20 protein-coding genes are annotated in these 18,446 nt (G+C 39.7%); 8 read left to right on the top strand and 12 right to left on the bottom strand.

The genetic code is table 11. The features are described 5' to 3' along the window. Positions 1-10: 10 nt before the first annotated feature. Genes mutY through T408_RS0100090 form a run of 3 tightly spaced genes read right to left on the bottom strand, consistent with a single transcriptional unit; the run spans position 11 to position 2,388 of the window. Positions 11-1,204, bottom strand: coding sequence for an A/G-specific adenine glycosylase (mutY, locus tag T408_RS0100100; RefSeq protein WP_051444682.1), 1,194 nt, complete (start codon positions 1,202-1,204; stop codon positions 11-13). 60 nt (positions 1,205-1,264) lie between these two features. Continuing rightward, positions 1,265-2,104: a RecX family transcriptional regulator gene (locus T408_RS0100095; RefSeq protein ID WP_028118135.1), complete on the bottom strand. Its 840-nt coding sequence runs from the start codon at positions 2,102-2,104 to the stop codon at positions 1,265-1,267. After that, the gene (locus T408_RS0100090; protein WP_028118134.1) at positions 2,101-2,388 is read right to left on the bottom strand and encodes a hypothetical protein; all 288 of its coding nucleotides are present in this window, start codon (positions 2,386-2,388) and stop codon (positions 2,101-2,103) included. The genes T408_RS0100095 and T408_RS0100090 overlap by 4 nt, the downstream gene beginning before the upstream one ends. A gap of 125 nt (positions 2,389-2,513) precedes the next feature. On the opposite strand from T408_RS0100090, the gene T408_RS0100085 reads away from it, so the two are divergent. Both T408_RS0100085 and T408_RS0100080 read left to right on the top strand, forming a co-directional pair. Further along, the gene (locus T408_RS0100085) at positions 2,514-3,311 is read left to right on the top strand and encodes a threonine/serine exporter family protein (RefSeq protein ID WP_028118133.1); all 798 of its coding nucleotides are present in this window, start codon (positions 2,514-2,516) and stop codon (positions 3,309-3,311) included. Next, positions 3,302-3,778, top strand: a complete 477-nt coding sequence (locus T408_RS0100080; RefSeq protein ID WP_051444681.1) for a threonine/serine exporter family protein — start codon at positions 3,302-3,304, stop codon at positions 3,776-3,778. The genes T408_RS0100085 and T408_RS0100080 overlap by 10 nt, the downstream gene beginning before the upstream one ends. 64 nt (positions 3,779-3,842) lie before the next feature. On the opposite strand, the gene T408_RS0100075 is transcribed toward T408_RS0100080, so the two are convergent. The 9 genes from T408_RS0100075 to galE all read right to left on the bottom strand — a co-directional run bounded on the left by T408_RS0100075 (position 3,843) and on the right by galE (position 13,862). Continuing rightward, positions 3,843-4,805 carry a 2-hydroxyacid dehydrogenase gene (locus tag T408_RS0100075; protein ID WP_028118131.1) on the bottom strand — a complete coding sequence of 321 codons (963 nt, stop codon included), beginning with the start codon at positions 4,803-4,805 and terminating at the stop codon, positions 3,843-3,845. 141 nt (positions 4,806-4,946) lie between these two features. After that, positions 4,947-5,699 carry a glycosyltransferase family 2 protein gene (locus T408_RS0100070; RefSeq protein ID WP_328285581.1) on the bottom strand — a complete coding sequence of 251 codons (753 nt, stop codon included), beginning with the start codon at positions 5,697-5,699 and terminating at the stop codon, positions 4,947-4,949. A gap of 10 nt (positions 5,700-5,709) precedes the next feature. Next, positions 5,710-6,750, bottom strand: coding sequence for a YveK family protein (locus T408_RS0100065; RefSeq protein WP_028118129.1), 1,041 nt, complete (start codon positions 6,748-6,750; stop codon positions 5,710-5,712). After that, entirely contained in the window at positions 6,728-8,053 is a 1,326-nt protein-coding gene (locus T408_RS10280) for an O-antigen ligase family protein (protein ID WP_051444680.1), read from the bottom strand. The genes T408_RS0100065 and T408_RS10280 overlap by 23 nt, the downstream gene beginning before the upstream one ends. A gap of 38 nt (positions 8,054-8,091) precedes the next feature. Next, entirely contained in the window at positions 8,092-9,519 is a 1,428-nt protein-coding gene (locus T408_RS0100055; RefSeq protein WP_028118128.1) for a lipopolysaccharide biosynthesis protein, read from the bottom strand. Positions 9,520-9,533: 14 nt separating this feature from the next. Beyond that, positions 9,534-10,691, bottom strand: coding sequence for a glycosyltransferase (locus T408_RS0100050; protein ID WP_028118127.1), 1,158 nt, complete (start codon positions 10,689-10,691; stop codon positions 9,534-9,536). 114 nt (positions 10,692-10,805) lie between these two features. Then, on the bottom strand, positions 10,806-11,972 hold the full coding sequence (locus T408_RS10275) for an LCP family protein (RefSeq protein ID WP_051444679.1): 1,167 nt from the start codon (positions 11,970-11,972) through the stop codon (positions 10,806-10,808). Positions 11,973-11,989: 17 nt separating this feature from the next. Then, a complete protein-coding gene (locus T408_RS0100040; protein ID WP_028118126.1) occupies positions 11,990-12,829 on the bottom strand; it encodes an LCP family protein in 840 nt (279 codons plus the stop codon). Next, positions 12,822-13,862 carry a UDP-glucose 4-epimerase GalE gene (galE, locus tag T408_RS0100035; protein ID WP_028118125.1) on the bottom strand — a complete coding sequence of 347 codons (1,041 nt, stop codon included), beginning with the start codon at positions 13,860-13,862 and terminating at the stop codon, positions 12,822-12,824. The genes T408_RS0100040 and galE overlap by 8 nt, the downstream gene beginning before the upstream one ends. Before the next feature lie 193 nt (positions 13,863-14,055). Between galE and T408_RS0100030 the strand changes: the two genes are divergently transcribed. The 6 genes from T408_RS0100030 to T408_RS0100005 form a co-directional block, all read left to right on the top strand. Continuing rightward, positions 14,056-14,505 (top strand): flavodoxin, encoded by a 450-nt coding sequence (locus T408_RS0100030; protein ID WP_028118124.1) that lies wholly within the window; start codon positions 14,056-14,058, stop codon positions 14,503-14,505. A gap of 21 nt (positions 14,506-14,526) precedes the next feature. Next, positions 14,527-15,765 (top strand): aminopeptidase, encoded by a 1,239-nt coding sequence (locus T408_RS0100025; RefSeq protein WP_028118123.1) that lies wholly within the window; start codon positions 14,527-14,529, stop codon positions 15,763-15,765. 16 nt (positions 15,766-15,781) lie between these two features. After that, positions 15,782-16,054, top strand: a complete 273-nt coding sequence (locus T408_RS0100020) for a hypothetical protein (RefSeq protein WP_028118122.1) — start codon at positions 15,782-15,784, stop codon at positions 16,052-16,054. Positions 16,055-16,068: 14 nt separating this feature from the next. Then, positions 16,069-17,208 (top strand): glycosyltransferase family 4 protein, encoded by a 1,140-nt coding sequence (locus T408_RS0100015; RefSeq protein WP_028118121.1) that lies wholly within the window; start codon positions 16,069-16,071, stop codon positions 17,206-17,208. Further along, a complete protein-coding gene (galU, locus tag T408_RS0100010) occupies positions 17,195-18,085 on the top strand; it encodes a UTP--glucose-1-phosphate uridylyltransferase GalU (protein WP_028118120.1) in 891 nt (296 codons plus the stop codon). Before T408_RS0100015 ends, galU begins: the two co-directional genes overlap by 14 nt. Positions 18,086-18,184: 99 nt before the next feature. Then, positions 18,185-18,446 (top strand): helix-turn-helix domain-containing protein (locus T408_RS0100005; RefSeq protein WP_028118119.1); only part of this gene is annotated, 262 nt, incomplete at its 3' end.

Here is an 18,446-nt window from a genome sequence, read left to right as displayed (position 1 = left end):
TAGACCCCCTTTATCTATCATCTCTTTTGACGAGTGAAAATAGTTTCTCTTGCAGTGTAGAGTGTGGCAAGTTAGTAATTTGATCCGGTGAAATCCATTTAAGATCTTCTTGATTTTCAATTTGGTATTTATTTGATTTTAGCTTTGTAGGGATAATTTGAAGATGCCATATTCGGTGGCTAAAGACATGCTTCACAGGAGGGAACCGTTTATCAAGTTGATCCCAACTCTGCTCTCCTAGATAACTGCTATCTAATTCTAGCGGGGATTCTTCAAGCAAGAGCTTACTTTCCTTGTTGTACCATTCAGAAGCTGCCTCTATCAGTTCTTTGGGGCTCGCTGACTCAAGAACTATATCCCTTTCAATCAAAGGGAAATGCCATAATCCTCTCAACAATTCTCCTTCCTGATGACGTCTCATCAACCACTCGCCCTCAGGGTTGCTTATTAGATAAGCCAATCCAAAATGCTCGCTGACTTTCGTTTTTGATTTTTTGACAGGATAAAGATGGCTGGTGCCATTTTTAGCGGATTGATCAAATGAGGCTAGAGGATTATTGCTAGGTTGATAATTAGTTGGTGTCATAATGGTAGCACCCAGATCCATCAAAGCCTGGTTAAAGTCTCCTGGTCTTTGAGGGTCAATCAATTGATAACCGATGCTTTGAAATATTTTCTTAGACTTTGCCTTGGAAATATCTTCCTCCACTTCAAAAAGTCTGGAAAAGACCCGCATCAAGTTACCGTCAATTGCAGGTTCCACCCGGTCAAATGCCATTGAGGCAATAGCCCCTGCTGTGTAGGGGCCGATTCCTTTGAGGGTTAGCAGTCCCTCTAAAGTATCAGGCATTTGCCCAGACCAATCTTCCATGACTTGTTTGGCAGCTGTCTGCATATTCCTTACCCTTGAATAATAGCCTAGTCCCTGCCATAGAGACATGAGCAGATCTTCAGATGCACGAGCCAAGTCCTGAACAGTCGGTAAGTGAGTGATAAAGTTTTCGTAGTAGGGAATTACGGTATCTACCTGCGTCTGCTGGAGCATGATTTCACTAACCCAAATCTTATAAGGATCCTTTGTTGAACGCCAAGGTAAGTCTCTTTTATTAGCGTCATACCAATCTAATAACAATCGCCTAAATTCTAGAATTTGATCCGGTGATAAGTTGATTGGATATAAAATTTCTGAATGATTTTCTTTCACGATAACACCTTATTTCTATAACATTATGAAGATTGAGAGCTTGTCGACTTGGACAAGCTCTCAATCTTCGATAAATAAGTCTTCATGTTGATTAATCCAAGTTTGTATCTGGTCCATATGAAATCCTTTACGATACAAAGCTTGTACCAGCTTTTGCTTGAGTGTCCAGCCCCTATCACGTCTTGAACGTTTACGATACTCCTTGGCTGCCATTTCTTCAAGCAGATGCTCTTCTGATTCGGAGTCTTCCTGATTTCTAACACTTAAATAAGCATTAATCAGATCATTAGGAAAGCCCTTAGCCACCAAATGATGTCTTAACTTCTGAGAAAGCATTTTTGCTGTTAATTTCTTTTTACTGCGAGCATATTTTTCAGCTTGATAATTTAGGTTTTCAATTTCTTGATCTTGGCTATATTCTAACAAAGCCTCTTCTATTTCATGATCACTTAAGCCCTTGGCAATCAAGTCTCTATAAATCTGCCTAGAGCCTTTACGATTGACTGTTGCTAGGGTTCTAACATAACTTTGCCCATATACTAAATCATTTAGATAGCCTTGATCTATTAACTTATCAATAACGGCATCAACGACCTGGTCATCTTGATAGTCACTTGATTGATGGGCTATACGATCTTTTCGCCCTTTGGCAAGATAGTCTTTAACTTCTTTAATGGATCTCAGGCCGTATGATAGATAATGAATAGCCTGAGAGTATACCTTATGATTAAACTCGGCTGCTTGGATCTTTTCTTTAGCTGCTTGATCCAAAATTTGTCCCTTATGGAGGGCATAATGAATTAATACTTCTTCCCCTACACCCAACCAAAATTTATCGTCCACATACACAGAATAGCGATCTTTGGCCTTAGCTTGTTGTTCGATCTTGGTTATTTTCATTCTTCATCCCAACCATACTCAGGATAAGTGGTTATGTCATAGGCCAAGCCTAGAGGATTATCTTTTATAAAATCACTAATTAAGACAGACTGGCGAATAAAACTATGTTTTTCGATTTGGTCTGCAAATTTATGAATACCACGTTGAAAAGTAATACAATCGCCTTCATCTTCGAACTTCAAGTAGTGAGCATAGTCATAGTTACCGGCCACCGAAATTTTAATCAATTGAGGCTCCATTCTTGTATACACAAATGCAGAATAACAAAATTCAATATTTTCCATTAGAACCTCCAAGATACTAAAATTACTAGATGAAAACGTTTAAAATCATTATCTAGTCGAGTTATTTCATTCAATATGTTACCATGAATTCAAAGAGAATCCAACTAGCCTAACTAGGATTCAATATGATTGAGGTGAGAAATATCAATAAACATTTAAAACAAGTTGCTGAAGTAGCGGGTTTAGCAGGTCGTATTATGCTGGAATCTCATGCTGAAAGTTATCGAGTTGAAGATACCGTCGTAAGAATTTTACAAACAAGTGGCTTATCTTATTGTGAGGCTGTCTCCAATACGACAAGTTTAATAATTACTCTGGACGATGAAGATGAAAATTTCGAGCCCATTACTATTGTTCGTCGCATTAGTGAGCGGGGAAATCACCTAAATAAGATATACCGCGTCAATAATATTTCTCGCTTAATTACATCCAATCAAATTAGTTTAGACGAAGCTTATGAACGCTTATCAGTGATTGATGAGAGTGAGTATACCCCTTATAGTAAAGACCTGTCTGTAGCTATAATGGTGGTCGCCTTCGCTATTCTATTGGGAGGAAATTTTTGGGAAATCATCTTTTCCTTTCTAGCAGGTGCTGTGGTCGCTTCAGCTCGGCTAGGGAAGGAAGCCCTAAATATGAATGAATTCCTATATGGTATCTTTTCAACTATGATTACATCCTTCTTTATTACTTTAGGTATGGATTATATGCCGGTAGAAATGTCTAGCCATATCTTAATTATTTCTGCCCTCATGCCACTATATCCTGGAACTGCTTTTACGAATGCCATTCGTGACACACTTAAGGGGGATTATTTAGCTGGTTTAGCTCGGATGACTGATGCTGGAGTGAGCGCTCTGAGTTTAGCGATTGGTGTGGTCATTGGCTTGAGTTTATATAATGGGGTGAGTTTATGGCTTTAATCCATCAATTATTTGCTAATCCAATTTTTCAATTTGTTTTTCAAGTTTTCGGTGCCTATCTATCAGCAGTCACTGCATCTATGATGCTTGAAGCTCCGAGAAAATTAATCCAACAGGCAGGGGTAGTTGGTGGTATCGGTTATGTGGCCTATTTACTAGTCCTACCCAACAGTACAGTTCCTCTAGCTACTTTCTATGCTTGTGTAGTTGTTGCCATCTGCGCTCAAGTCTCTGCTAGGGTATTCAAAGCTCCGGTAACAATTTTTTACATCCCTGCCTTCTTCCCATATGTACCGGGATCAGCTATCTACCAGACAGCGCTGACCTTTATTCAAGGAGATACTGCTGCTAGTGCCTCCCATCTCAGTCAAACCCTAATGATCGCTGGTGCGATTGCACTAGGAGTCTTTACTGTTGATTCTATGTTGGAAATCTATAATTACTTATCGCAAAAGAGAAAGGCTTAAATAAATAATAAAAAGGTGCCAAACAAGCTTTGATCGCTTGCTTGGCACCTTTTTAGAATTCTTTTTAATTTTCTACGATATTTTGTTCTTCACCTTGAAGAAAACTGATCGCATTATCGAAAGCTATTTCGGCTCGTTGAACCATTGCTTCATCAGTTAAATAGCCAACATGTGGGGTCATCACAATGTTCTTGGCTGATAATAATGGATAGTCATCATCTAATGGAGGTTCTCCATCAAAGACATCAATTCCCGCTCCAGCAATTTTACCTTTGTTTAGCGCTTGAGCTAAGGCTGCATTATCGACAATTGGGCCACGGGCTACATTCAAGAGAATGGCAGAATCTTTCATCAATTCTAATTCTTGAGCCCCAATTAAATGCTTCGTTTCATCGGTCGCTGGTAGGTGAATCGTGACAATATCACTTTCTTTTAATAATTCCTCCAAGGTAACATATTTGATTCCTAATTCCTTGGCTTCTTCCTTTTCTGAGCGGTTATAACCTAACAAGTTAACCTCGCCAAAAGCTTTAAAAATTCTTGCAGTATTAATGCCGAGTGATCCTGTCCCGATAATTCCAATCGTTTTGCCCTTTACTTCTTGACCTTGAATCGGCCCCTCAAAATCAGACCCTAAACGAATATCTTGGTCACCTTGAACAATCGCACGGTATAATGCCAAAGTTAGGCCAATCACCAATTCAGGAACTGCTTGATTGGAATACCCGGCTGCATTGGCCACCTTAATTCCTTTTTCTTTGGCAGCACTAAGTCCAACATGATCCACACCTGTGAAGGCGACATCAATTAACTTCGTTTGTTCTAACTTTTCAATCACCTCATCCGGATATGGATTATTGGCAATCATCACAATATCTGCATCCTTACTGCGTTGATATAGTTCTTCTGGATCTGTGGTTTTCTCTGAATAATACTTAAATTCATGACCAGCATCCAAAATCGGTTGAGCTAGTTGATTGATTAAGTCCTCAGAGACACGTAACGGTTCTAATAAAGCTACTTTCATATCATCACTCCTATAGCTTAATCTTAGGGAAAAATCTTCTTTAAAGCAAGCTATTCATCTTCTCCAACCTATGGCCTAAAAAGAAAACCTATCGATCATCAAGACCTAAACTTGATGCTCAACAGGTTTTTCTGATAGGGGCTAAGTTCTTCGCTTCACCGCATTTAAGACATAAGACGTGAAATAGTAGAGACACTGCCAGAGAGGAAGTTTCTCCAAATGACGGTAAGTATGCCAGGTTCTCTTTAAAGCTCTTAATTTATTGCTGGATATTGATCCTGCTACTTGACGGTAGTGGTTGAGGACTTGGTCTAGACCGTAGGCAGTAAGGCCTTGCTCCCGCATCAACATCAGCCAAGTTGCCGTATCTTGTCCCTTTCTAACTAATGGCATCCGGAAATCCCCTACAGTATGACGATCAATTACAACAGTCGAGCAAGCAATGGCTGTATTTTTGAGGAGTTGTTGATAATTTAATTGTTTAGGGAGGGGGACCGCTTCTTTTAGAATAGCTCCTTCTTCATCTACTAAGGCAAAGTTAGTGTAGGTAAAGTCATAGTCATTTTCTTGCATAAACTGGAGCTGGCTCGTTAGCTTGTTGGGCAACCAGCAATCATCACTATCAATAAAGGCAATATATCTACCCTTAGCCATCTCCAAACCCTTGTTTCGAGCGACGGCCGCCCCACTATTTTGAGCGAGATCAATTAGTTTGATACGCGGATCTGTCTCTGCTCGCTTTAAGATACGTTCCCGACTGCTATCCGAAGAGCAATCATTAATCAGTAGGTATTCAAAATCTGAATAAGTTTGATTAACTACACTATCAATAGTTGCTTCAATAAAACGCTCGGCATTATAGACAGGCGTAATAATTGAGACACTTGGATTCATCATCAATCACCTAATCTTCTATTAAATGAACGATAGTAACGGGCTGTTGATAAACTTGTGCCAAGGTATGTTGATCTTGATACCATTTCTTACTCGTTGTGCCCGAGTGAACCAATATAACAATAGCACCTGGTTCAAGTGTCGATTCGGCAAAGGAGTCCAAGGATTGATAAGTGCTCCCCTGAATATCATCGCTTTGAATTTGATCGAGATAGATAACCTGGCTCGGATAAGAATCATTCAAAACACGGCTCACTTGTGGCCAGGAAAGATCTGGTCGAGATACCAATAGGTGGTTTTCATCTAAATCCCAAGCATACTCAAACGCATAAGTAATCTCATCTTGCAAGATTTGTCGAACAATCAGGGCGACAAGAGCAATAAAGGCACCAATAATCAGACCTAATATGGCGTAAATAACCATTTTAAGTGGAGACAGGCCTAGATAAATACTTAAAGATTGGGGTGTTGCGACGCTAGGTAAGGCTTCTTCAGGTAACAGCTCAGCTATCACTGGTTGCGTGATAATTTGAATGTGGTGATTGTTAAAGGGATGACGACCCTCTTGTAATAACTTCGCATAGGCTTGGGCAATTTTTAAATTATCTTCAGGTGATTGGGCGACGGCAAAACGAAAAGTAAATAAGCCAGAAGCATTATCCCGAATCGCTGCCAAACCTCCACGAAAACTCGTATTCTTATCCAATTCTAGCGCACGTTCACTTTGGGCCCATTGTCCAAATTGAATACCCGTCTCAGCTTCAATCGCTTGAACAACATCTTGACTAGAAAAGTATTCATCATAAACATTGGCATTAGCAAAAAGTTGCCCATCCTCAATTGTAATAATCGCTTGAAATTCAGCAGGATCTTGTTGATATGCCTTTCTTAAATAAGCTACTTCTGCTTCTTGATCGCTGACGATGAGGTGATTTATTAATACTCTTAACCCCAATACTAAACCCATGCCTAAGAAAGCACCCAAGACTAATTTCCAACTATGTTTCTTGATGAAACGCCATAATTCTTTAAATAAGGTGGTGATACTCATAATGATCCTCCAATCCAATCTTTTCAATAGTCAAATGTTGCGGGAAAGTCGTTTCAATTAATTTTATATAAGTAATAATTAACCCAAAGAAGACCCAATGCCATTCAATTAACATATTATTCGCACTAGTAATACTCGCTGCTATATAGATAACCAAGAAACTAATCAAAGAGTTATTTACTAATCTTAAATTAGCAGGTAAAGATCGTCTGGACAGCCAGAGTTTACGAACCATCATCACATAAGCAAGTACATAAAGAATAAATGTTGAAATACCATACGCCACTAAGATTTCCAACCACCAATTATGCATATTGGTGATACCATTTAAGGGCAATAAATCGAAATGCTTCATCCATACTTCAATATTGCCTGCCCCTACTCCTAGACCTAAAGTGGTGGCTAAGAAGTGAAGTCCATTCCGCCATAGATTGAGTCGCACGACATCACCAGTTAACAAAGCATTCCCACCTGTATACACCAAGCTAAATAGCTTATGACGCAGAGGGGGTATGAAGGCTAGTACTGCTATCCCAATGACTGCAGCACTTATTAAAAGTTTAAAAAATATTTTTTTATCAAGATCCCAATCAAATTGCAATAAGATAAAAACTATAAAGAAAACGACTAAACTTAACAAGCTCATACGCGAGCCACTTCGATAAATTAAATAACTAATTAGAAGCAATGATCCGACGTAATAACTCTTCATCCACCAAGACCGGCTCCAATTAAATAAAATCAAACCCAAGGGTAAGCTAGCTAAAAGCATGGTCGCATAGTCATTTTGATTTTCAAAATGAGTGATGGGAATTCTAGTCAAGGGCTGGCTAGCGAATGTATTATACTTATCTAACTTAGCCATATCCGCAAAAATATAATGATTACTGATTAATTCAAACATCCCCCAAATAGCTAGGAGAAAAATCATTACCCAAGTGGTCTGTATCAGAATACGCCAAGTGAAAAGATCGTGAACCCAGAAAAATAAAGCTAATATAACGATAACCCCTAAAGCGAGTAGGAATGTATTTTGGAACCAATGCTTGAAATCCAAGGCCCAGGCTACAGAAACAATGGCCCACAGCAACCAAAATAAGTAACTATAGATGACAAAACTTGCCGTCCCCTTATAGGTCCATTTAAGGGATGAATGATCTTGCCATAACTGGTAAACAAAAAGGCCAATTGAAGCTAAATTGAGCACACGGTATAAAGTTATCTGTAAAAAGGGAGTTGGTACAGCTAGAAGTTCCGTTCCAATAAAGACACTAGCAACTAAGAAAATTAAATAATAAAGCATTGAAGACCTCCTTTCAGCAAATCAAGATTACGCTTAGCTTAATTAAAATCCCAATCTTGACTGTTGGCTCGAATATCTAAACCTGTTTGCACAGTTGACCACTGAACAAACAGACACAAAAATCCAAGTGCCAAGGTCAAGCCCTCAACATAAGGAATAGGATAGGCATTTATTAAACCTGCTAGAAGCATCAAAAATATTGAAATAATTTGCTTGCGCTGGCTGAAGTAAAAGCCAGTTAAACTTGAGAAGAAGGTCCTAGCCAGATAAAAAATGATATATGAGGCAGTGGATGCCAAAGCTGCTCCAAGATAACCCCATTTAGGAGTTAACCAGTAGTTAATTAAAAGACTTGGAACTAAAGACAGGAGGCTGACTAAAATATTAAAGTGTGTCCGCCGAGAAAAAACAATCCCTAAAGTTGTGGTTTCAGACAAGGTATACATAATATGAGGAAAGCTTAGAAGACCTACAATATACATTACCTCACCATACATGCTTTCACTATAAGCTAGGTCCAGCATCCAAGTAATCGGCTTTTTGATCAATAAAAGTCCAAAAAATAGACCGGTCAATAAAAACAAAATAGCATCACTGATAAATTGATAATGCTTGATCGACTTACCTTCACCATACCAACGATAAGCGGTTGGCGTCCAAAAACTCGAAAAGGCTGTCTTTAAGATACCAATCACACTAGCGATCTTAAACGCTACACTATAAATTCCCTTGTCACTATCGCTAGCAAATTGGGTCAGGAAAACCATATCCACACTGTTTAAAATAGAGGATAAAGAAGCCGCAATCATAACTGGTAGACCAAAACGAAACATTTGCTTGATAATAACTGGATCCAACTGGAAGCCGCTTAAATTTAAGATCGAACGATAACGCCAAAATAAAAGTAAATCAACTAGAATTTGACCAAAGATTAAGCCGTAAACAATCACTCGAAAGTCTCGCATTCCTAGAGCAATCAAAAGGAGGGAAACAATGAATACACCTAACTTTAATGCAAGTGAGAACATGGAGTATTCCACCGCTCGCTCTTCCATTCGAATCGTTAATAACATAAATCGTTCAACCACCGTCGCTAACACCCAGACGCCTGAATACCAAGCTATATAGGCGTAGCTTGGATCATTGAAAAGCCAGGTTGAAATCTCTTGATCAAAGATAATAAAAAACAAAAACAAAGCTAGGCCCGCTACCATTGGTGGTAACATGGCTTGTTGGACTAATTGTTTGGAATCTTTATGGTGATGATACTCCCTAGTATAAGCTTGATCTAAGCCTAAATAAATAAAGTTAGGAATTTGAACGAGGAGCGTTTGAAAGCCTCCCGCTCGACCGTATTCACTCACCGTTAAAAAATAAGTTAAAACAGGAACTTGGATAAAAGATATAATGGCTCCCAGAACGGGACCTAAACTAAATCCAAAAAAACGTTTAATAAAATGATTCATGATAATCCCTACCCTTATCTGACTTCTCCGCGGATAAAACGTGTGTAAAGCCTAGCTGCTTGATTATTGGTGAATTTATGGCTATTTAGAGCTTCCAAGCGGTTATCGGCACTTGGTTTTTCTTTACGACTTGCTTCTACTAAAGCTTCATACCACTCGGCTGGTGATGCCTCCAAGGATAACCGACTAATCAAATCTAAACCTAGATCCGATTCTCGTGTGATCGTCTCATTCATGACAATGGGTATTCCTGCCGCCTGCCCTTCAATAGCGACTGTCCCCAGCCCTTCTTTGAATGATGGTAAGATAATTGCATCCAAAACAGGCAGAAAGTCAGAAACAGGTGAAACTCTACCCACTAAACGCACTTGATCGTTCAAGTCCTCCTGTTTAATGGTTTGCTCCAATTCCTCCGCAAGCTCACCAGCACCCACAAACAGAATAACTCCTGGTAATTGGTTACGCTTCATGTAACGAGCAATTGCTAGAGATAATTGATGGTTTTTTATTGGATGGAGCCGTCCGATATGTCCTATCACCGGCTGATGTGATTCTAGGGCGAATTGTTGTCTACCTTCTTTTCTTAACAGTTTCTCACTGTATTCATCTTTAACAAAGGCTGCTTCATTAATGCTATTCGGTATAATAATCATCTGATTAACCGGGGTCTTAAAGCCATAAAGGGACCGGATGGCCTCTCGACTACACCCGATAAAAGCATCAGAGACATAATTATTAGCCCATTGGTCAAGCCACAATTTGACCTGCTTTAGTGGTGCTGTTGACTCATGGTCGGCAATGTAATGGGCATGAACAAATATTTTCCTTATCTGATACTGACTTGCTAAGTACTTGTAGACCAATGAACGGTAACCAGATATATGGCAATGAATCAGATCATAATCATACAATTCTAAGATACGTGTAAAGGACTTTCTAAACTCAAACCAGCCCGCCTTCTTTGGATTCTTCAATTGATAAACATCACCACCCGTTGATTGAATGGCCTGCAAAAATTCGTCAGAAACCCGGTCATAAGTGACAACATCAAACTGGATGCCGTAAGATTGGATTTCACTTGCAATGTTATGGATAAAAGTTGAAATGCCACCGCCATAGCCACTCATAATATGCAAAATTCGCATGGCAGGTTGTTTGCGATATTGGAACATCCGAAAACTCCTTTCCTTGAATAATTTAAATCCACTGTTCAATGGATAAGTGAAATTTCACAAAAATAAGGAATAGGCCAAACGAAGGCCTATCCCTGATCAAATTGTCTCTGCCTAACGAGCAAGGTCACGGCGTGTTGGATAATTAGATCTAGCTTCTTCAGCTTCAGTCGATTCTTGGCTAGCCGCTGAATTACTTTCAGAGGCCGGATAATTCAAATTAGAATCAATTAAATCTTCCGGGCTAACATGAGAAATTTCCACTACGGCATCAGGAATCAAATCGAGTAATGGCTCGTCAAAGTCTTCTGCCTCTGCTTGAGGTAAATTTAATTGTTGCCGGAATAAATTAGACACTGCCAAGCGGTCACCCACCGGCACATGAAAATAGAAGACCTCATCATAGGTAATCTCTTCCAAGTTTTGGAAACGAACAGAATCTAGTTCATTGACTGCTGGTAAATAAAGACGATAAGAGTCTAGCGCTTGTCTTAAATCAACATTCGTTTCCACATTGTCAGCTACAACCTGTAACAACTTGGGATAGGCAATCACTGAATTTAAAGATAAGGCTTTATTTATAATCGCTTGGATAACTAATTTTTGACGCTTTTGGCGGCCGATTTCTCCTTCAGGATCATCGTAACGCATACGGGCGAAATTCATCGCTTTAACGCCATCTAGTTTGCGTGTTTCTCCTTTATTGAATTGCGTTCCACGGTATTCAAAAGTTAAGGGGCTTGTTACTTCAATTCCACCTAAGGCATCTATTAATTCTTGAAGCCCCTTCATGTTGACAACCGCATAGTAATCTATAGGTATTTGTAGGAAATTTTTCACAGTTGCTAATGTACGGTCAACCCCTCCGTAGGCAAAGGCATGATTAATTTTTTCTGGCTGCCCACGCCCGGCAATATTGGCCAATGAATCACGCAGTATACTTAAAACGAGGGTTTGCTCTCTGTCAGGATTAACATTTACTAACATCAAAGTGTCAGAACGACGAGCTTCTTGAGAATCTGCTTCGCCATCAGTCCCGATTAACAAGACATTAAATGGCTCACCCGTTTCAATCACAGCCTCAGCTGCTTGTTGCTGATCATTTCCAGACCTTTCGGCATTGGTATTGGAGGATTGGCTAACTTGGTCTAAAGTAATATTTACCTTGTAGGTTAAATAACCAAAGCCAGCTACTAGAAAAATTAATAAGATGACAATAAAATTCCTTAGTGTTTTCCAAGGACTAATTTCACCATAATCATTCAGAAAATACTTCTTCATTGTTCCCCTCTCTCTGATTACTTGTCAATAGATTGTAAAGCTTCTTGATAAGGACCTATACCCAGATGAAAGAACCATTCAAATGGCATATCTGAATAGACCCCATCCTCTAACAATTGAAAAGCTTGCGTCAAGTGAAGCCAGTGTTCCTTGGACAGCAATTGGTCAAAGATAGCCAATAACAAACGTCGCTTACGATCTTGATAATTTATGATCGATTCGCCTTCTAATTTACGACTAAATTGCTCAAATTGGCGACCCGTTAAATAAAAATCTTGATTAGCTGGAACCCTTGAATCACCTAAGGCCACTGGTTGGTCAACTTGAATCGTAATGCCATCTATAAAATCAATCAAGCTTCTTAATTGCCAAAAGCGTACAATAATCACTCTATCAATGGGGCGACCTACTTGCGCTTGAATCTTTTTCTTCAACTGATCCAAACCTTGCTGGTCTCTCATCATCGAGAGATCAAACTGACTTAATTCCACTTGCCCACTCAAATCTTCAAGTTGGCCTTCTTTATTTGAGCGCTTCAAACTGAGCCAGTCTACTATTTCTAATTCTTCATTGCCCATTCGACCTGAATGAGGATAATCAAGCCCTAAAACCAAGAGATTCATAGTGTCAAACTGGGTCAATGGTGCTAACAAAGAACTTTCTTGGCTACTTTGATTAATATTCTCCTGATAAGACCAACGAGCCTCTTGATAATGATAGATACAAAGCCAACTCATAATGACAAAAATAATCATTAAAACAAAGACAAAAACCCAGCCCTTACCACGCTTAGAGCGGGCTTGTCGTGGGTTTAAGGTCTCATAGTTATAAATCGGACTCTGGTTAAGCCTAGACATTCATAGCACCAATATTTCCATCTTGATAACCTTGAGGATTATTTTTCTGCCAACGCCATGAATCTTGGCACATATCCTTTAAAGACTCCTGGGCGGTCCAGCCTAAAACCTTCTCAGCCTTACTTGGATCTGCATAACTAGTTGCAATATCACCTGGACGTCGTTCAACGATTGTGTAAGGAATATCAACACCATTCGCTTCTTGGAAACTTTCTACAAGATCCAGAACACTATAACCCTGTCCTGTTCCCAAGTTAAATATTTCGACGCCTTGCTGCTTTTCTAAATGCTTTAATGCCGCTAAGTGACCTTTTGCTAGATCCACTACATGAATATAATCCCGTACACCGGTACCATCTGGGGTTGGATAATCATTACCAAAAATACGCAATTGGTCCAACTTACCGACTGCAACCTGAGTAATATAAGGCATTAAGTTATTTGGAATGCCTTGGGGATCTTCGCCGATCAATCCGGACTTATGCGCCCCAATCGGATTAAAGTAGCGTAAAAGTGTAATTTTCCATTCGGGATCCGCTACAGCTAGATCCTGCAAAATCCTTTCATTAACAATTTTGGAATAACCATAAGGGTTCGTGGCATCGCCAATTGGCGTTTGCTCATTAAAAGGTGCCTGATTATCCATCCCGTAAACAGTAGCAGAGGAACTGAATACAATCTCTTTCACCTGATACTTACTCATAACATCCAGTAGACTCAATAAACCTGCCACATTATTCTGGTAGTATTCCAACGGCTTCTCAACCGATTCACCGACAGCTTTAAAGGCTGCAAAGTGAATGACTGATTCAATGTCATTTTCTTCAAAAACCGAAGCTAACGAATCAGTATCTAAAATATTATAAGGATAAACCTTTACAGGGTGTCCCGATAGTGTTTCGATGCGCTTGACCACTTCAGGATAGCTATTTGAATAGTCATCCACAATGATAACTTCAAGACCCTCTGCCAATAACTCAATACTAGTGTGGCTCCCAATATATCCAGCACCGCCAGTAATTAAAATTGCCATTCTGTACGCTCCCCTCCTACTTATTTGAACTCCCCAATTATAGCACAATCCACCGGCAAATAGCTATTCATTATTAGTCAATCACTGAATTTTCTTATGCCGATGTTGAATTCATATTTAAGTTAGCCCTTGCATTTGATATAATAGGTTAGAATAAGCATTTTATGCTCAAAGAGTTGAAAGGATTGATGAAATGGCTGAAGCCTTAATTATATACACCAGTCTAACTGGAAATACTGAAGCATGTGTCGACATCGTTGCCGATTGCCTGGAAGATAATGATATTGATGTAACCATTTACGATGTAATGGAAGCTGATGCTGAAGATTTTCTAGACTTTGATATCGTCATGGTAGGCAGTTATACCTATGGTGTCGATGGCGTTCTCCCTGACGAGATGGAGGACTTTCATGAAGATCTAATGGAATTAGACCTATCTGGTAAAATCTATGGCGTCTTCGGATCCGGTGATGACTTCTATCCAGTCTTTTGTACAGCGGTGGATGATTTTGAAGCTGCCTTTGATAAAGCAGGAGCCACTAAAGGGGCTGAAGGTGTTAAAGTGAATCTTTATCCTGAAGCAGAAGACGAGGAGAAGTTAAGACAATTGGCTGAGGCGATTGTCGAGAAAGTTAATCATTAAGATCCACAAAAGGAGAAAATCATGACCCTAGAAAACTTTGATAATCTATTAGATAAATATGCCAATCTTATCATTCAAAAAGCAATCGCTGTCAAAAAAGGTGACTATGTTCAAATTAATACTGACATAGAGTTAATCCAACTTGTTCGCCGATTAGTCAGTGCTGCCTACCAGGCAGGTGCTAGCAAGGTAGTAGTTAATTGGAGTGATGACCAAATCACTAAATTACACTATCTTGGACAAGATGAAGAAACTCTAGCTGATATTCCCCAATATGAGGTCGATAAGGCTTTTGATCTTTTGGACAAACGGGCCAAGCGAATCGCCCTACGCTCAAGCAACCCTCAAGCGCTCAAGGGCGTACCAGCTAGTAAGATTGCTACCGCTCAAAAAGCAAATAGTCAAGCGTTTCAAGATATTTCTATTGCTACTCAAGCCAATGTTGTCTCTTGGGTAGTGGCTGCTGGTGCCGGACTTGAATGGGCTAAGATGGTCTTCCCTAATGTGAGTGATGAAGAAGCGGTCGATTTATTATGGGACCAAATCTTCCAGACAACACGGGTCTATAAAGAAGATCCTGTTCAAGCTTGGGATGATCACGAAGAAAAGCTTCAAGAAAAAGCCCGATACCTAAATAAAATGCAATTTGACCAACTCCATTATCAAGGTCCGGGAACGGATCTATACTTAGGCTTACCGGCTGACCATGTGTGGGAAAGTGCAGGCAGTATCAATCAGGCAGGTGAAGTTTTTATTGCTAACATGCCAACTGAAGAAGTCTTCACAGCGCCTGATTTCCGACGGGCTGAAGGGGTCGTTCAATCAAGTAAGCCCTTGAGTTACGGAGGACATATTATTGATCAGATGTCTTTTACATTTAAAGATGGAGAGATCACTGAATTCTCGGCCGCTAGTGGTGAAGAAACACTTGCTAAACTGATCCAAGACAATAAGGGATCCAGATCACTGGGTGAAGTTGCTCTAGTTCCTCACCAATCCCCGATCTCTCAGTCAGGATTAACCTATTATAATACTTTATTTGATGAGAATGCTTCCAACCATTTAGCTATTGGCCAAGCCTATGCTAGTTCCATTCAAGGTGGCGTTGAAATGAGTCAAGAGGAACTCAAGAGTGCCGGGCTCAATCGTTCCAATGTTCACGTGGATTTCATGATTGGTAACGCCCAAATGGATATTGATGGTATCACTAAAGACGGTCAACGCTTTCCTATTTTTAGAGAGGGTGAATGGGCCTTTTAACTAAGGAGAGATGGATATGAATAAGGATGATCATTTAGGGACAATCATTGAACAAGAAATTGCTAAACAATTGCATGATATTGATACCCATGGTGATAAGAATAATTGGTTGTTTCTTGTTATCGTTTTGATAGGTCTGTTTCTTGTATTGAACTTGTTTATGACCTACTCACCTACTTATAATCAGAATCGTTTACAAAATACTAATGCCAACCAGCAAGCGATCGAATCATTGGAAGCGCGCGTGGACTTATTAGAAGAACAGCTCCAGCAGCTTTCCAGCAACTAAGGAGGATGGGACGAGTGCGTATTTTACATATCAATTCTTACTTTTCAACTACGGGACTATTCAAAGAGTTCTACGATCGCCAAGTCCAAGCAGGTGACTGCTTGGATGTTTATGTGCCCATTTCTGATTCCTACCCAGAAGATCGTCTGGCAACCAGTGGCGATTATACCTCGGTTGTCAGGAGCTTCAAGCAATATGAACGTTGGCTGTTTCCTATTAAACACCAAAAGATTCTAAAAGATTTAAAGAGACGCTATAATGCCAACTATGATATCATTCACGGTCACTCGCTCTTTTCTAATGGTTGGCTTGCTTATCAAATGGCTAAAGAGCTTCAGATTCCCTTTATCGTGAGTGTGCGCAATGCCGATATTCGAACTTTCTTCCAGAAGATGCCTTGGATGCGAAAGCTAGGCCTTGAAATCTTGCAAGAAGCCCACGAAATCATTTTTATCTCTAAAAATGCTTATAATGAAGTCTTCGACCACTATATCCCAAAGCATTTAAAGTCCAAGCTACAAGCTAAATGTCACATTATTCCTAACGGGATTGATGATTTTTGGCATAAAAATCGCTATGTCGATAAAGAAGCAAAGCTTCATCGTCCCTTAAGAATTATTTCAACAGGTAAACTGATGGCACTCAAACGTTTTGTCCAATTAGCTGAAATGACCAAGGAATACCACTTAAATATCCAGCCCCTTGAATTACACATCGTAGGACCAGCTTGGAGTCAGCGTATCAAGGAGCAATTGCTCAAATACCCTCACGTAACCTACCATGGTAGCTTAGCCAAGGAGGAGCTTAGTCTTCTCTACCGGGAGATGGATCTTTTCGCCATGCTTTCTTCACCCGAGACTTTTGGTCTAGTTTATGTTGAAGCTATGAGCCAAGGTTTACCTGTGATTTATACTCAAGGTGAAGGGTTCGATAGTTTCTTCCCTAATTACCAAGTAGGAGTATCGGTCGGAAAATCTGACCAGCTGGGTTTAAATGCGGCGCTGGACTATATCCAAAACCATTACCAAGAACTCTCTAGTCAAGCTCTTCAAGCGAGCGAAATCTTTCGTTGGGATCAAATTGTCGATCATTACCGACAAATTTATCAATCTGTGATTAAAGAACATGAGGAGGATACTAATGAAAAAAGTTAGAAAAGCGGTGATTCCTGCCGCCGGGCTGGGCACTCGCTTCTTACCAGCTACCAAGGCAATGGCAAAAGAAATGCTACCGATCGTGGATAAGCCAACCATTCAATTTATTGTAGAAGAAGCCGTTGATTCAGGTATTGAAGATATTTTAATTGTCACTGGAAAGAGTAAACGTACAATTGAAGACCACTTTGATGCTAATATTGAATTGGAAGAACATCTGGCTCAGCAAGGTAAAGAGGATCTACTCGCCCTAGTTAAAGAATCAGCTAATGTTAACTTGTATTTTGTTCGTCAACCTTATCCAAAAGGACTTGGTCATGCTGTCCTTCAGGCAAAAGCCTTTGTCGGTAATGAGCCTTTTGTTGTCATGTTAGGAGACGATATAATGGCTGATGAAGTGCCTCTAACTCGTCAACTAATGGATGTTTACGATCAAACCCATGCTTCAAGCATAGCAGTTATGGAAGTACCACATGAGGAAACCTCAAAATATGGGATTATCGACCCAGAAAATCAGCACCAAGCAGATCTTTATAATGTTCGATCCTTTGTTGAAAAACCTGCACCTGAAGATGCACCTAGTAACCTGGCCATTATCGGACGCTATTTATTAACGCCTGAAATCTTTGACCTATTAGAAACTCAAGCACCCGGTGCAGGTGGAGAAATTCAATTAACAGATGCTATCAACGAGTTAAACAAGACTCAACGAGTCTTTGCCAAGCAATTTAAGGGTAAACGTTATGATGTCGGGAATAAATTTGGTTTTATTCAAATGAGCATTGAATACGGCCTTAAACATCCACAGATCAAGGACGAGCTTAAAGATTTTATTATTCAAACAGGACAAAATTTAAACAAAAGAGCCGAAAGTTAAATTTTGCCTAGCAAATTAAATAAAATAAGGGCCGTGAGAGAAGTTTTGTACTGACCCCCAAAAGTTAGAGTTAAAAATCTAACTTTTGGGGGTTATTTTATGTCCAAAAAATATTCTTACGAATTTAAATTACAAATTGTACAAGAGTACTTAAAAGGTCGGTTAGGGTACGAGTCACTGACCAAAAAATATGACGTTTCCAGTTCTTCCTTAGTCAAAAAATGGGTAGCTCAGTTTCGAGAGGAAGGCCCGTCAGGGCTTAAGAAAAGGAAGTCAAACAAACACTATCCATTGAATTTTAAACTGAATGTATTAAGATTTAAGCAGGAGACCGGCGCTTCTTATCAGGATGTAGCTATTC

It is taken from the genome of Hutsoniella sourekii ATCC 700629 (assembly GCF_000518205.1).
Taxonomy (GTDB): Bacteria; Bacillota; Bacilli; order Lactobacillales; family Aerococcaceae; genus Hutsoniella; species Hutsoniella sourekii.
This window is presented reverse-complemented; position numbering and strand designations above follow the sequence as displayed.

Bases quoted from the DNA above. Each gene is read 5' to 3' on its own strand.
- T408_RS0100095 (WP_028118135.1), bottom strand. From the start codon at position 2,104: ATGAAAATAACCAAGATCGAACAACAAGCTAAGGCCAAAGATCGCTAT.
- T408_RS0100090 (WP_028118134.1), bottom strand. From the start codon at position 2,388: ATGGAAAATATTGAATTTTGTTATTCTGCATTTGTGTATACAAGAATG.
- T408_RS0100085 (WP_028118133.1), top strand. From the start codon at position 2,514: ATGATTGAGGTGAGAAATATCAATAAACATTTAAAACAAGTTGCTGAA.
- T408_RS0100080 (WP_051444681.1), top strand. From the start codon at position 3,302: ATGGCTTTAATCCATCAATTATTTGCTAATCCAATTTTTCAATTTGTT.
- T408_RS0100075 (WP_028118131.1), bottom strand. From the start codon at position 4,805: ATGAAAGTAGCTTTATTAGAACCGTTACGTGTCTCTGAGGACTTAATC.
- T408_RS0100070 (WP_328285581.1), bottom strand. From the start codon at position 5,699: ATGAATCCAAGTGTCTCAATTATTACGCCTGTCTATAATGCCGAGCGT.
- T408_RS0100065 (WP_028118129.1), bottom strand. From the start codon at position 6,750: ATGAGTATCACCACCTTATTTAAAGAATTATGGCGTTTCATCAAGAAA.
- T408_RS10280 (WP_051444680.1), bottom strand. From the start codon at position 8,053: ATGCTTTATTATTTAATTTTCTTAGTTGCTAGTGTCTTTATTGGAACG.
- T408_RS0100055 (WP_028118128.1), bottom strand. From the start codon at position 9,519: ATGAATCATTTTATTAAACGTTTTTTTGGATTTAGTTTAGGTCCCGTT.
- T408_RS0100050 (WP_028118127.1), bottom strand. From the start codon at position 10,691: ATGTTCCAATATCGCAAACAACCTGCCATGCGAATTTTGCATATTATG.
- T408_RS10275 (WP_051444679.1), bottom strand. From the start codon at position 11,972: ATGAAGAAGTATTTTCTGAATGATTATGGTGAAATTAGTCCTTGGAAA.
- T408_RS0100040 (WP_028118126.1), bottom strand. From the start codon at position 12,829: ATGTCTAGGCTTAACCAGAGTCCGATTTATAACTATGAGACCTTAAAC.
- galE (WP_028118125.1), bottom strand. From the start codon at position 13,862: ATGGCAATTTTAATTACTGGCGGTGCTGGATATATTGGGAGCCACACT.
- T408_RS0100030 (WP_028118124.1), top strand. From the start codon at position 14,056: ATGGCTGAAGCCTTAATTATATACACCAGTCTAACTGGAAATACTGAA.
- T408_RS0100025 (WP_028118123.1), top strand. From the start codon at position 14,527: ATGACCCTAGAAAACTTTGATAATCTATTAGATAAATATGCCAATCTT.
- T408_RS0100020 (WP_028118122.1), top strand. From the start codon at position 15,782: ATGAATAAGGATGATCATTTAGGGACAATCATTGAACAAGAAATTGCT.
- galU (WP_028118120.1), top strand. From the start codon at position 17,195: ATGAAAAAAGTTAGAAAAGCGGTGATTCCTGCCGCCGGGCTGGGCACT.